At 42.0% G+C, this 13,723-nt stretch carries 14 protein-coding genes; 6 read left to right on the forward strand and 8 right to left on the reverse strand.

Translation table 11 applies throughout. The features are described 5' to 3' along the window. Both JMX13_RS07530 and JMX13_RS07535 read left to right on the forward strand, forming a co-directional pair. The coding region (locus JMX13_RS07530) for a transposase (RefSeq protein ID WP_201611738.1) at positions 1–316 on the forward strand (316 nt) is incomplete at its 5' end. A 107-nt stretch (positions 317–423) separates the two neighbouring features. After that, complete coding sequence (locus tag JMX13_RS07535; RefSeq protein WP_201611740.1) at positions 424–1,701, forward strand: hemolysin family protein; 1,278 nt, start codon at positions 424–426, stop codon at positions 1,699–1,701. Positions 1,702–1,792: 91 nt separating this feature from the next. Here the strand turns inward: JMX13_RS07535 and JMX13_RS07540 are convergent, their stop codons facing one another. Then, on the reverse strand, positions 1,793–2,524 hold the full coding sequence (locus JMX13_RS07540; protein ID WP_413786309.1) for a YggS family pyridoxal phosphate-dependent enzyme: 732 nt from the start codon (positions 2,522–2,524) through the stop codon (positions 1,793–1,795). 407 nt (positions 2,525–2,931) lie between these two features. Between JMX13_RS07540 and JMX13_RS07545 the strand changes: the two genes are divergently transcribed. After that, the gene (locus JMX13_RS07545; RefSeq protein WP_201611744.1) at positions 2,932–3,987 is read left to right on the forward strand and encodes a type IV pilus twitching motility protein PilT; all 1,056 of its coding nucleotides are present in this window, start codon (positions 2,932–2,934) and stop codon (positions 3,985–3,987) included. 73 nt (positions 3,988–4,060) lie between these two features. Then, complete coding sequence (locus JMX13_RS07550; RefSeq protein WP_201611746.1) at positions 4,061–5,182, forward strand: PilT/PilU family type 4a pilus ATPase; 1,122 nt, start codon at positions 4,061–4,063, stop codon at positions 5,180–5,182. Between the two features lie 107 nt (positions 5,183–5,289). On the opposite strand, the gene fur is transcribed toward JMX13_RS07550, so the two are convergent. Further along, positions 5,290–5,724: a ferric iron uptake transcriptional regulator gene (fur, locus tag JMX13_RS07555; protein ID WP_149490558.1), complete on the reverse strand. Its 435-nt coding sequence runs from the start codon at positions 5,722–5,724 to the stop codon at positions 5,290–5,292. A gap of 325 nt (positions 5,725–6,049) precedes the next feature. Here fur and JMX13_RS07560 point away from each other — a divergent pair, with 325 nt between their 5' ends. Further along, a complete protein-coding gene (locus JMX13_RS07560) occupies positions 6,050–6,469 on the forward strand; it encodes an outer membrane protein assembly factor BamE (protein ID WP_201611747.1) in 420 nt (139 codons plus the stop codon). 50 nt (positions 6,470–6,519) lie between these two features. Here JMX13_RS07560 and JMX13_RS07565 read toward each other — a convergent pair whose 3' ends face one another. From JMX13_RS07565 to JMX13_RS07580, 4 genes are all read right to left on the reverse strand, one after another. Then, entirely contained in the window at positions 6,520–6,903 is a 384-nt protein-coding gene (locus JMX13_RS07565; RefSeq protein WP_227686246.1) for an RnfH family protein, read from the reverse strand. After that, positions 6,891–8,033, reverse strand: a complete 1,143-nt coding sequence (locus JMX13_RS07570; RefSeq protein ID WP_201611748.1) for a hypothetical protein — start codon at positions 8,031–8,033, stop codon at positions 6,891–6,893. The genes JMX13_RS07565 and JMX13_RS07570 overlap by 13 nt, the downstream gene beginning before the upstream one ends. Positions 8,034–8,293: 260 nt before the next feature. Then, complete coding sequence (locus JMX13_RS07575; protein WP_201547111.1) at positions 8,294–8,962, reverse strand: c-type cytochrome; 669 nt, start codon at positions 8,960–8,962, stop codon at positions 8,294–8,296. A 336-nt stretch (positions 8,963–9,298) separates the two neighbouring features. Beyond that, the gene (locus tag JMX13_RS07580) at positions 9,299–9,634 is read right to left on the reverse strand and encodes a c-type cytochrome (protein ID WP_201611749.1); all 336 of its coding nucleotides are present in this window, start codon (positions 9,632–9,634) and stop codon (positions 9,299–9,301) included. Between the two features lie 395 nt (positions 9,635–10,029). Between JMX13_RS07580 and yihA the strand changes: the two genes are divergently transcribed. Continuing rightward, positions 10,030–10,830, forward strand: a complete 801-nt coding sequence (gene yihA, locus JMX13_RS07585; protein ID WP_201611751.1) for a ribosome biogenesis GTP-binding protein YihA/YsxC — start codon at positions 10,030–10,032, stop codon at positions 10,828–10,830. Between the two features lie 119 nt (positions 10,831–10,949). Here yihA and JMX13_RS07590 read toward each other — a convergent pair whose 3' ends face one another. After that, positions 10,950–11,663: an HAD family hydrolase gene (locus tag JMX13_RS07590; RefSeq protein WP_201611754.1), complete on the reverse strand. Its 714-nt coding sequence runs from the start codon at positions 11,661–11,663 to the stop codon at positions 10,950–10,952. Between the two features lie 147 nt (positions 11,664–11,810). Continuing rightward, positions 11,811–12,821 carry an RluA family pseudouridine synthase gene (locus JMX13_RS07595; protein WP_201611756.1) on the reverse strand — a complete coding sequence of 337 codons (1,011 nt, stop codon included), beginning with the start codon at positions 12,819–12,821 and terminating at the stop codon, positions 11,811–11,813. Between the last annotated feature and the right edge of the window lie 902 nt (positions 12,822–13,723).

Genomic DNA, 13,723 nt, shown 5'->3' on the forward strand with positions numbered 1-13,723 from the left:
CCAAGCGGTAGATGACATTATAGAGATGCTAACGGATGCGACCTACTTTATTGCTGATAAAGCTTATGATTCTGAAACCATTAGAACTAGGCTAAAGCAAGACAATATAAGCCCTGTCATCCCTAAAAGAAAAAACGCTAAGCAACCAGACCTAGCGTTTGATCACTATTTATATAAGCTACGACACTTGGTTGAAAACACATTTGCAAAGCTAAAACACTTTCGTAGTATTGCGACTCGCTACGAAAAACTGGCACGAAATTATAAATCTATGCTATATCTGGCTTGTACTATGATCCACTGCAAACTGAATTAGGGACACGCCCTAACGTTTCTAAATATTTATACATAGTTTCTTACTTCTCATTATTCCAACTATTATTTTTTATTTAACTACCCTACCTATTTTTATCCGAGTCCTTCATGAGTTTGCTAACCGCTACTATCTTCCTTCTTCTATTACTTACCTTGAGTGCTTTTGTCTCTGCCGCCGAGATTGCCATCGCTGCTGGTCGCAAGATTAAGCTCCAAATCATGGCAAAAGAAGGCGAAGTCCGCGCCCTTGATGTCCTACATATGCAAGAAAATCCTGGTGGATTTATTACTGTGGTGCAAGTCGTACTTAACGCCGTCGCCATTTCAGCTGGTGCGGTTGGTGAGTCAGCCATTAGCCCTTATTTGCAGCTGTTGATCAATCATGAAGCGGCGGCATCCGTTATCTCATTTGTCCTTATTACCAGTTTGTTTTCCCTACTTGCTGATTTGATGCCTAGGCGCTTGGCGATGTCTAATGCAGAAGTCTTTGCTGTGCGACTGGTACGCCCTATGATGGCGTTGACTTTTATTTTTAAGCCGGTTATTTGGGTCTTTGATGGCGCAGCAAACCTTATCTTTGAGCTTTTTAATATATCAACCATTCGCCAAGATGACATGACTCCAGAAGATATTTATGCCGTAATGGATGCTGGCGCTGAAGCCGGTGTGCTCAAAAAACAAGAGCACCATTTGATCGAAAACATCTTTGAGATGCAAGAGCGTACCGTCACCTCAGTGATGAATCCGCGTGAGCATATCGTCTATTTTGATAGCAAGACCAGTACAGAAGAAGTGGTCGAGGTGATGATTGCGCAGCCACATAATAAGTTTTTGGTCTGTGAGGAAGACGATTTAGAACAAATCATCGGTTATGTGGAGTCGCGCAGCTTTTTAGCCTTGGTACTTAACCAGCAAGAGGTTAGCCTAACTGACAAAGCGCTATTAAAACCAGCGTTATTTGTACCCGATACTTTGTCTTTGTTTGAAGTGTTAGAGATGTTTAAATCGACCGGCGCTGATTTTGCCGTTATCGTCAATGAATATGGCTTGGTGGTTGGGGTCATTACCCTACGCGATGTGATGAGTATTGTCATGGGTGAGCTGGTGACCGTTGAAGAGCAACCTATCGTGCAGCGTACGGATAACTCTTGGCTTATCGATGGTATGACGCCCATTGAAGACGTTATTCGGGCGCTAGATACTGTCAATTTACCGCGCAGTCAAAACTATGAAACCATCAGCGGCTTTATGATGTATATGCTGCGCAAAATTCCTAAAAAAACCGATACCATCGAATACGCCAATTATCGTTTTGAGATTATCGCTACTGACAATCTTAAAATTACGCAGCTACTTGTCACTAAACTTGAAGAACCCGTTAAATAAAAAGTGTTTTTTAAGTTTGATATTTAGTTACTGATGAACTGAGTTAGTGTTAACTAAATGACTTAATACTAAATTAATGCCAAGCTTAAAATCAGACGCGTGACCCAAATATCGCCGTGCCGACGCGTACCATCGTCGAGCCATTGGCAATGGCGGCGCTCATATCGTCGCTCATCCCCATGCTCAGCGTATCCCACTTCTGCAACTCTGGATGCTCAATCTTGATATCTTCAAATAATTGCTTGGTTCGAGCAAAGGCATCAGTATTGGCTTTTGACGGTATAATCATCAAACCACGCAATTGCAAGCGCTCGTAATGCTTAATAGCAGTTATCAATTCGGGTAGTTCGGCTGGCAAACATCCTGATTTACTGTCTTCATTATCGATATTGACTTGTATCAATACATTAAGGCGTTGCAGTTCGGCAGGGCGTTGTTCATTTAAACGCTTAGCAATAATCTCACGCTCCAGCGTTTGCACCCAATCAAAATGCTCCGCAATATCACGCGTTTTATTACGTTGAATACTCCCAATATAATGCCAAACAATATGTTCACATTCTGGATGTCCTCGTAAAACTTGTATCTTCTCAAGCGCTTCTTGCAGATAATTTTCGCCAAAATCGCGCTGCCCTTGACGTACTAATGTCGCAATCATCTCAGCAGGCTTGGTTTTAGATACCGCCAGTAAGGTGACCTCATCAGTTTGCCTTTTAGCTTGTGCACACGCCTGCGCCACATGTTTGCCAACCTGCTGCCAACTTTCAATTAAACTTATATTATCGATGTTACTTTCATCATTTTGCGTGTCAATGGCAGCCATAACAGTAGGAATATTATTTTTATGGGATTGCTTAAAGATATCGTTCATAAAAGGCTCATGGAGATAAAGGATGCGATTGTTTTAGAGAAGTATTTTTATAAGTAATTTTAAATTTTAATAAACACTCTGTTAATAGAGAAAAGATAAACTCATATTAATGAACAATGAAGAACTGAACTATTTTTACATTTTATTTATATAGTAGATGGTTAAATAACCACATTCTTGTTATGATATTGTTACATGGTCTAACATATACTACTGAAAAACATAGTAATAGTAACAAACACAGTAAATATCAACATATTTTTAAGATAATTGGCTTAAACAGCGTTAAAAATAGCTATTCAATATTTCTTTTAGACGCTTTTTGGCTCACCCTTATTTATTGATAGGAATACCCGATTATGGCTGAAAAGAACAATTTAAGCATCGAAGACCTGCTGCGCTTTACGGTCAAGCACAAAGCCTCAGATTTACATATTTCAGCCGGTATGCCATCGATGATTCGTGTCGATGGCGAGATGACCCGTATCAATATGCCAGAGATGAGCCATCAGGTCGTGCATCAGCTGATCTATGACATCATGAATGATAAGCAACGTGCCGATTTTGAAGAGTTTTTTGAGACTGATTTCTCTTTTGAAATTCCGAATTTAGCGCGTTTTCGTGTCAATGCCTTTAACCAAAATCGCGGTGCTGGCGCTGTTTTTCGTACCATTCCTTCCAAAGTTCTCACCATGGAAGACTTAGGTATGGGTGAGGTTTTCAAACGTGTGTCTGACTTTAAACGCGGTGTAGTGTTAGTCACAGGTCCGACGGGCTCAGGGAAATCGACCACGCTTGCGGCAATGATTGATTATATCAATGAAACCCGCAAAGAACATATTTTGACCATCGAAGACCCGATTGAGTTTGTCCACGAGTCTAAAAAGAGTTTGATTAACCAACGTGAAGTACACCGCGATACCTTAGGTTTCGAGCCAGCATTGCGCTCTGCCCTACGTGAAGATCCAGACGTTATCCTCGTTGGTGAGCTTCGTGACCTTGAGACCATTCGCTTAGCCTTAACTGCTGCTGAGACGGGACACTTAGTCTTTGGCACCTTGCACACCAGCTCAGCGGCCAAAACCATTGACCGTGTGATTGATGTCTTCCCTGCTGCTGAAAAAGATATGATTCGAGCGATGTTATCAGAATCGCTACAAGCGGTGATCTCGCAAACCCTACTGCGTCGTCAAACCGGCGGACGAATTGCCGCGCATGAAATTATGCTAGGCACGCCAGCTATTCGTAACCTAATACGTGAAAACAAAATTGCTCAAATGTACTCCTCTATTCAGACGGGCGCTGGAGATGGCATGATTACCCTTGACCAAACGCTCAAAAATCTTGTGTCAAAAGGTACCATTAGTAAAGATGTCGCACGTCCTTATGCTAAACAGCCTGAAGCTTTTATATAAAAGCAGTTATTAGCAAATCTCAAAAGTTTATTGAAGCAAATTTTACTCTATTTATCGCAAATGCAGGTACGTTATGGACATTGATAAACTTTTACAATTGATGATTAATAAAAATGGCTCTGACCTTTTTATTACCGCCGATGTCGCGCCGTCCATGAAAATCAATGGGAAAATCTTGCCCGTGGGTAAAACACCCTTAACGGCTGAGCAAACTATGAGACTGGTTAAAGGTGTGATGACGTCAAGCCAGCAAAAAGAGTTTGACGAAACCAACGAGTGTCAGTTTGCGATTACCGACCAAGCTCAGCAGGCGCGTTTTCGAGTCAGTGCTTTTATACAGCGCGATATGGCAGGGATGATTTTACGGAAAATTGAAAATAATATCCCAACGGTTGAAGAACTACGCCTACCACCAGCGTTAAAAGAGCTGGCCATGAAAAAGCGTGGTATTATCTTATTGGTTGGCGCTACAGGTACAGGTAAATCGACCACCCTTGCGGCAATGATTGGACACCGTAACCAAAACTCCCACGGTCATATTATTACTATCGAAGATCCCATCGAGTTTGTCCATAAACATCGCGGTTGTATCATTACCCAGCGCGAAGTCGGCATCGATACCCATTCTTTTGAAGCGGGTCTAAAAAACACCTTACGCCAAGCGCCTGATGTCATTTTGATTGGGGAGATTCGTAACCGCGAAGTCATGAGCTACGCCATTCAATATGCCGAAACGGGCCACTTAGTATTTGCCACCTTGCACGCCAATAACGCCAACCAAGCCATTGACCGTATTATTCACTTTTTTGAAACCAGTCGTCATAATCAGTTGTTTATGGATTTGTCCTTAAACTTGCAAGCCATTATCGCTCAGCAGCTGATTCCAACGCCTGATGGCAAAGGACGCCGCGCCGCTATTGAGATTTTATTAAACTCTCAGCTGATTAGTGACTATATCCGTAAGGGCGAGGTTCATGAAATTAAAGATGTGATGACGCGCTCACGCGAGAGCGGTATGCAAACCTTTGACCAAGCGCTGTTTGATTTGTATGAACACGGCGAAATTACTTATAAAGAAGCCATTCTCCATGCCGACTCCCCTAACGATTTACGCTTAAAGATTAAATTGAGTAGTAAGAACGGCACCGCCAATTTAGATGAAGGCGCCGATAGTCTATCGTTAGATATTACTTAGTTTGATATTGCTTAATTAGTATTTTCGCATAAAAAAGCCCTCGTTAAATTTGAGGGCTTTTTTTAGTTCTTAAATTATCATTATAAGGCAATTCGTTTCTAAAACGCTTATTTTGCGCTGTCTTTACAAGCTTGATTATCACAAATACCGTAGAGTACTAAAGAATGACCAGACAGCTTGAAGCCATGCTCTGCTGCTACTTTCATCTGTTCCTCTTCGATAATCTTGTTATGAAACTCGATAATCTTACCGCAGACATCGCAAACCAGATGGTCATGATGCTCTTCTTGGGTAATCTCAAACACCGATAGATTGTTTTCAAAGTTATGGCGCTCGACAATACCCGCTTGCTCAAACTGGGTCAGTACGCGATAAACAGTTGCGAGACCCACATCCTCACCTTGCTCAATCAGCGCCTTGTACACCTCTTCTGCACTCATATGATGCAGCTCAGCACTTTCAAGCAGCTCTAAAATTTTTATACGTGGTAACGTTACTTTCAAACCCGCTCTACGTAAATCTTGATTGGTAAAAGAAGCCATAATGTCCCTTCTGACTATGAAAGTCTTAGTAAATAAGTTCAAAAAATACGAGTTAAATAATCGTCAATAAGTCGTAATACTGGATGAGAGAAAAATAAGGGTCATAAAAAATTAGCCACTATTAAACAAATCTTTAGACCATTTTTTTATAAAAATCTGACGCCAAGCCTATGAATTTAAAATATAAATAATAAATACTGTAAGATAGTATTTGGTAAATAATGTCGTAAGTGGTAGGCAATTGCAAGTAAATGACGTATCATTTGTCCAAGATTGTCAGCGAGACTAGCATCACCGTTTCTTAGCTGCGCCTAACCCATTTCTTATGAGTCATCTTACCATGATAAAGACATTAAATTTTCGTTCGTTAAGCGCTGCCAATGCAGTACGCAAGATTGCTATTACCACTATGCTTAGTGCCGCTGTGGCTATGTCTGGCTGCTCACTACTGAGTGTCTATAAGATTGATTTGCCACAAGGAACCGCCATTACCCAAACCCAGGCACAAAAGCTACAAGTGGGTATGAATCAAAATCAGGTTCTTTATATACTTGGCAGTCCGGCGATTAAAGATACATTAGAGCCTAAACGCTGGGATTATATTTACGACTATAAAGCAGGGACAGAGGGTCGCCGCAAAGGTATCGCCGATGTCAAAAATGCCAGCCAGCATTTAATTGTCTATTTTGATGATAATGGTATAGTAACCCGTATCGAAGGTATCGACAGCTTACCAGCATCTTAGGTCTGCTAGCAAACCATAACAACTTGCTAGTGAATCATAACGGCTGATGGTTAACCGCGAGACTTATTTTTGCGCTGAGACATAGGGTCAGCGCTTAAGCTGCGATATACCTCTACCCGATCAAAAGGCTGTAATGTGTAATTTAGCGGCTGCTTTTGCGCATATACGCCAACACGCCAACGCTTAGCCGTTGGCGTCGTCATCTCAGCAACTTGCTCACACCATCTTGCCAGTTCTTCAAACTGTGTTAGCCAACCTGCTTGCGCCAACGTCTCATACAAAGTAGCACCTTGGATGACTTGGACGGCTAGGTAATGCTGACGCTCTGCATCTTCGGCATACGCCAGATATACCGTCATCAAATCGCTCTGCTCAGGCTGAGACATATCAATGTCAGCTTCACTGTTATTAGCAGTAGTCGTTAGCTTAACCACTGTATCACCCAACCTATTAGCGCTAACAGTAACGCCAGCGGCACAACCAACCGTATTGCCACTCGCCATAAATTATAAAAAGCTTCATTGCCAAAGTTTAGAGACTTGCGCAAATGGCTAATTTTCATCTGCCAACCCGCGAAAACTGACAGTAATAAAACGGCGATACTACTGATAATTACTAAAATACCAACCAGCCAATGAGTAGGTATGGCAACCACTAACAGCAGCGCTATCACGAAAGTTAACACTACACTGACCAGCAAGCCAAATTTATGCGCCAATTGCTGAGAGCTATAATGTAATAAATAGCTGGCCACAAATAACACCCCGACCCAATACAATAACTGGCCAATCGGTGGTAACGCCATGCCACTGATAAATAATGCGACCACGCCAACCACCAGCTGTAATATCCAAATCGGTAGTACGAGCTTGGTTGCGCGATATTCTTGCGCGGCATGATGACGAGCAGGTTTTTGGGCATTATAGTTATCAGCACCTACCGCGCTAACCGCTTGCTTACTCACTAAACTTTGACCAAACCAATATAAGCCTGTACCTGCGCCCACGCTGACTAACGCCAAAGCAACGGCACGTGCCCATTCGCTTAAGCTAACATCAGTCATTGCAAAAGCGATATTTGGTAAGCCGTTTGCTACGCCCAATAATAAACCGACCAGCATTAAGCCCAAACCAATCGGTAAAGGCGCGACACCCAATAAGCTTAATAAGACAGTAATGACTATTAAGCCTGCGGCAATAGCAAAGCTTGGCACGTCAGGCGCGCTATTGAGCTCTGTTAGAGCCGCTAAAATACCCGTACTTGCCCCCGATATAACCAGCGCTGCGATAATAATGGACACCAATGCTGCAAGCCACCCAAAGCCGCGCCATAAAGAGCTAGCGTCTGCCTCGCGAGTGAGCTTTTGCATACCGGCCACAGGCGCTTCGGCACTACGATAGGCTAAGGCAATCTCAGCATAAACCACTGGTAGCGAAACGAGCACCATCGCTAATAGCCAAAGCAACCAAAAATCAATTTCGCCTATGGATGCTGGTGCAAACCATCGGAACAATAGTAGCGGGAGCAGCGCGGCTATAAAGTAAGAAGCATAACGGATCATCATAATTTAAACCCAAGCGATTCAAAGTGAATAACATTTAATGATATAAAGCACTTAGTGATATAAAGCATTGATAAACACCTATAATTTCTATGATAATTTTTTCTACAGGCGGCTTATCTTATACAAGTTTTATAAAAGGTCATGCAAATTATATAAGGACTAGCAGTTATAAAAAAACCCCGAAATCGGGGTTTAATAGCTAAATCGTAATGGCTGCATGAAAATACATAAGTTGGTATTTCATTTAAACATACAACGAATTAGTGAATAGCACTTACATAGTCTGACAAGATACGAATATCGCGATCAGACAGTTTTGAAGCGACAGTTTGCATCATACCCATCTCGCCTTCTTTCGCTGCGTCATTGGCACGTTTTTGCTCGTCGCTATCGATATCGTCTGCACGACCAGCTGCACGGAAAAGCTTTAGCTGAGTAGCGATATATTCAGCGTGCTGACCACCTAAACGTGGAAATGCTGCCCAAACGTTACCTGCTGCATCTGGACCATGACAGCCTGCGCAACCAATGACACCACGTGACTTATCACCACCTAAAAACAGCTTAGTCGCTTCTTGCGTGGTAGCAGGGTTACCAAACGCCACACCCCAAGGTGCTTGGCTTGCATAATAACCTGCGACGTTGGCTAAATCTTGCTGAGATAAATTGGCAACTTGTGATTGCATGATACCGTTTTTGCGGTAACCTGACTTAAACTCAACCAATTGTTTGTATAAGTACTTCACGTTTTGACCACCAAGATTTGGCTGGGCCGGTATAGGACTCACACCATTAACACCATGACAAGCAGCACAGACCGTTTCTGCGACTTGTTTGCCAGCGTTAAGATCATATTTAGGAACAGTGATAGCAGCTTGTACGCTGAAACTTGCAACACATAAGCTGGCGGCAGCGATTAACTTTTTCATTGATACAAATCCTACTAACTCGATGTAAGCATTATCTAGCATGATTGCAGTGTCAAAAGACATAATAGTCACCTAGCCATCATTTTTCAGCTAAGCCGTATATTATATAGTCTTTATCACAAGCAGTCCGAAAGTACTTACTAATATCAGGGTTTATTTTGGATTATTATAGCAAGACTTTTTACTATTTGCCTACTTAATCGTAGCATTGCAGTTTTTTTCTGCTCATACCATAGCTATACGATTAATAAAAAAACAAAAAGCGCAAAAGGTTCAGCAACCTTGCGCCTTATATTATTTATCTCTACTATTATTTAAGCTTTAAATACTCACCTACTACTTACTCATATATTCGATAAGCTTACGGTAATCGTCATCATTACAGTCTTCGCACAGGCCACCCGCTGGCATTTGAATCATGCCGCTTTTTACTGATTTAACTAGCGCTGGCATACCTTTTTGTTTGATAAGCTGTTGCCATTTGGCACTGTCGCCTTTTTTAATCGCATTTAGCGCGCCACTATCGTGACAAGCAGCACATGAGCTATCATAGGATGCAGCAATATCCGCTGCGCCGGCAGTACTTATCATTGCCGCACTGATTAGTAACGCTGCGCCGCTACTGGCTAATAAGCGGTTACTTTTGGCAAAAAATTTGCTGACTGAGAACATGGGACACCTCACCTCGTTTCTTCATTCGCTTAATCAATGATTTTATTAAACGTCTTTCATTCAATCTTTCTAACTAAGATTGTAACAATATATGTCGTACTAATATATATAAATATAGTTTAGCTTTGTTAACGCTGTGTGATGAGGTAGAAATGACCCTAAACACAATATTCATTTAAGCACATATTTTTATCAAGCTGTGATTAATATGAGGTTAATAGCCGTTATTTCAATAACTAAGCGCCGTAATAGTATAGAATAGGCATTATTCTAAAACCCTTATATGATTGAAGTCTTATTTTTGCAGTGCACCTATTCCATACGCTGCTTTAAGCCTTGCTCGATTAAAAATTTTTCACTACCGTATCCAATTTTTCAAGATTAATGAGTCACTTATGAGTACCCCGTTCAAAGATGTCGCCGCTGAGCATGCGGATTTTAATACCAAAGCCCGTCAGCGCATTCAGCAAACAGAATTTTTGATGTCTGCACCAACTTTTCGTCTTTGTCCACCTGATGTGGGGCTAGAAGTTGCTTTTGCTGGACGTTCAAACGCCGGTAAATCATCAGCTATAAATGCATTAACCAATCAGCGCCAATTGGCACGCTCGTCTAAGACGCCTGGTCGCACGCAGATGATTAACTTTTTTAGTATCGGCGATAGTGATAGACGTTTGGTCGATTTGCCTGGTTATGGTTATGCGGCCGTACCGCTTGAGATGAAAAAAGAATGGCAAGTTGAGCTAGAAGAATATCTCGTATCACGTTCAAGCCTTGCAGGTTTGGTGCTGATGTCAGATATCCGTCATCCGCTTAAATTCTTTGATGAGCAAATGCTGTATTGGGCAAAAGATGGTGAGCTGCCGGTGCATATCCTGCTGACCAAAGCCGATAAGCTTAAATATGGTGCTTCTAAAAATGCGTTACTGAATACCCGTAAAAGACTGAAACAATTGGGCTTAAACTGCACCATTCAGCTATTTTCGGCGTTAAGAAAAGAAGGTCTCGATGAATTGGCAGGTGTCATGGGCAACTGGTATGAGTATCAACTGGATGCCAATAAAATTATTGAGTCCTCTTTTGCTTTGCTAGAAGGCGCTGAGCTAGAGGATGCAATTGAAAAAGACGCTGCTCAAAAAGGTGATGTTGAGAAAGATAGTGTTAAAAACGACAGTGCTGAAAAAGACGGCGAGTAAACCTTATGGTTGTTAGCCTGCCATAGTTTTTAACCAAAAAGGGTTTATCGCTAATAACGATAAACCCTTTTTGTTTGTGATTTTTATGAGCATCTTTCATCATTTAAATCAATTCTTAATTAGGCACATAATAACTCGGCCAGGGCTTGCGGTGTGTCCACTTGATAAGTCGGCTGCTGGGCGGCAAGCTCGCTACTCGATGCCGTACCATAATTAACGGCAATACTGGTCATGCCCAAACGGTTTGCCATTTGAATATCATAAATACTATCGCCGATAAATACCGCATGAGAGATGGGTTGCTTGGTAAAGTCTAGAATATCGCTCAGCATTTGCGGGTCAGGTTTTGAGCCTGACTCATCAGCACAGCGCGTGATGGCAAAATAGTGATGACTGTCAGAACCTTCTAATACCCGATCTAGTCCCTTTCTTTTCTTGCCTGTGGCGACCGCAAGCTGCTTATCTTGCTGTTTTAAAGTTTGCAGCATATTTTCAATAGGCGCAAAAAACGGCGTACGATGACTGTTTGGAATATAGTAGTCCGCATAACTTTGCTGAATCGCTAGCTTCTGCGCATCTGTTGCTTGCGGGTATAAAATCTCAATGCCATGCATTAAGCTCAGCCCGATGATGTCTTTGACTGCCTGATCCGTGGTGGTAAAGCCATGTGCCTCGCCTGCCACATGCATCGCCTCAACAATTAAGCCAATCGAATCCATTAAGGTACCATCCCAATCAAAAATAATCAGCGTTTTATCTGCTAAATGATGGTCGGCTGATAACTCAGAAGTATTGGTTGGTGCTAATGTATTAACGATAGATACTGCTGTCATGGACTAACCCTTAACGAATCATCATAAATGGCGGATGTGAAAACGTCACAATGACTTATTTGGCTAAGACATACCCTAATAAGTGACTGTGACGTTTGTGTTTAATATGCATTTAAAAACTGAGAATTGAATATCAGTCTTTTAAGCTTATTCAGGCAACTGCATCTCAGTTGGCAACCAAGCTGCCATCTCATCTGGTAATGGCGCAGTAATGGTCTCATAGCCAGGAATATCCAAACGCCATGCATGTAAACACAGACGATGGACGCCAGATTTGTCATGCACGTTGTATTTATCATCCCCTAAGATAGCATGACCAATATGAGCCAAATGTACGCGAATTTGATGAGTACGACCGGTCAATGGCTTGGCTTCAAGCAAACTGACTGGCTGATTGGCAAGCATAAAACGACCATGAACGATAATATCTGTCTGGCTTTCTTTGGCTTGCGCATCTTGTGCATCTACTTTTACGCGGCGCTCACCACTGGCCAACGTGTAGCGCAATAATGGCGCATCGATACGCTGCTCGTTCAGCGCCGGCTGACCTTTGGCAATACATAGATAATGTTTTTGGATGGTCTTATCAACAAGATGCTGCTGCAAGGCTTTTAACGATGAGCGCTTCTTAGAAATCATCAGCAGACCTGAGGTATCTTTATCGATACGATGAATCAGCTCGAGATACTTTTTACCCGTCACTTCACGCATGGCTTCGATAACGCCAAAATCTAAACCACTACCGCCATGAACGGCGATACCAGAAGGTTTATTCAATACAATTAAGCCTTCATCTTCGTAGACCACACGTGCCAATAAACTCTTGGCAAATTCGGTACTGATAATAGGTTTATCACGGGTGGCTAGCTGGACAGGTGCGATACGCACGACGTCTTCACGCTGCAATCTGTCATGCGCTTTACAGCGTTTATTATTGACGCGCACTTCGTCCGAGCGAATCATTTTATAGATATGCGGTTTAGGCAAGCCTTTTAGACGATTGAGCAAAAAGTTGTCCAAGCGCTGGTCATGCTGATGGCGAGTGACTTCAAGGTAATTCACCTTTTCAAAGTTACTAATTTCGTCATCGGCGCTTTGCGGGCGCGTTTTGCTGTTAAAGATAGCTGGAGCTTCGTGGATAGGTTCGTCGTTTGTCATTTTGGCATTCGTCATTTTTAGTTAGGTATTTACATAAAGATTTGCTATAGTTTAGCATGTTGAGCGCCAATTAAGCAGAGGCTGCGACAATAATTCATTGTTGTTACAGACAGCGCAGCGCCGTTTTTATTACTAACCATTACTGGTTAGTAAAGCGCTGCCAGCTATAAAACCTGCCAAGCTTGTGTGTTTCATCCGATTTTAAGGGTGTTATATCCCTTGATATACCCTATAATGCCCCATAAATTGTAAGAACAACGCTGACATTTATTAGTGCAAAACTGTATTTATTAGTACCAGATAAATTATCAGCATAAGATTGTTTATCATTACAGAATATTGTGACATTAGACAACATCGCTTTGATAGATTGCGTAACAACAATTTTATCAAACGATAACAACATAACATTTACTCACTACCGCATAACCACGACTTGCTTTGATAACTATTTATGTTCATACATAGCTATTTATCATACAGTCCTTTAGGCGCGCAGATGAGCAAGTATGGGTCGTTTAGAGCCAGAATCGAGCATCATTAATTGATTGTCGATAGCTGCCTGAGTATTGGTGGTCAAACAGAGGACGATAAGTAGAATAGACAAGAGACACCGTGCCGATAAGCCGGTCATTTATTCTGTTTGCCAAGTACGCCCCGCTGATGACGACAGCAGCGCCACCTAGCTTTGAGATACCCCAGATATTATTGACGTTATACCCAAAAGAACGATAAATAAAGAATGACCAATTGCTTTACCTAAAAGGATAACCGCTGCACGGCACTATTTTATACTATGACACTTATTTAATAGTCCTTAGTTAACAGCGATATTATTGCTAGACCTTGATTGATTACTGTGACAGCACGATGCTTTTTTAGTACCTGTGACCTCTTGACTC

Origin of the sequence: Psychrobacter immobilis (genome assembly GCF_904846285.1) — a bacterium.
Classification (GTDB): domain Bacteria; phylum Pseudomonadota; class Gammaproteobacteria; order Pseudomonadales; family Moraxellaceae; genus Psychrobacter; species Psychrobacter immobilis_D.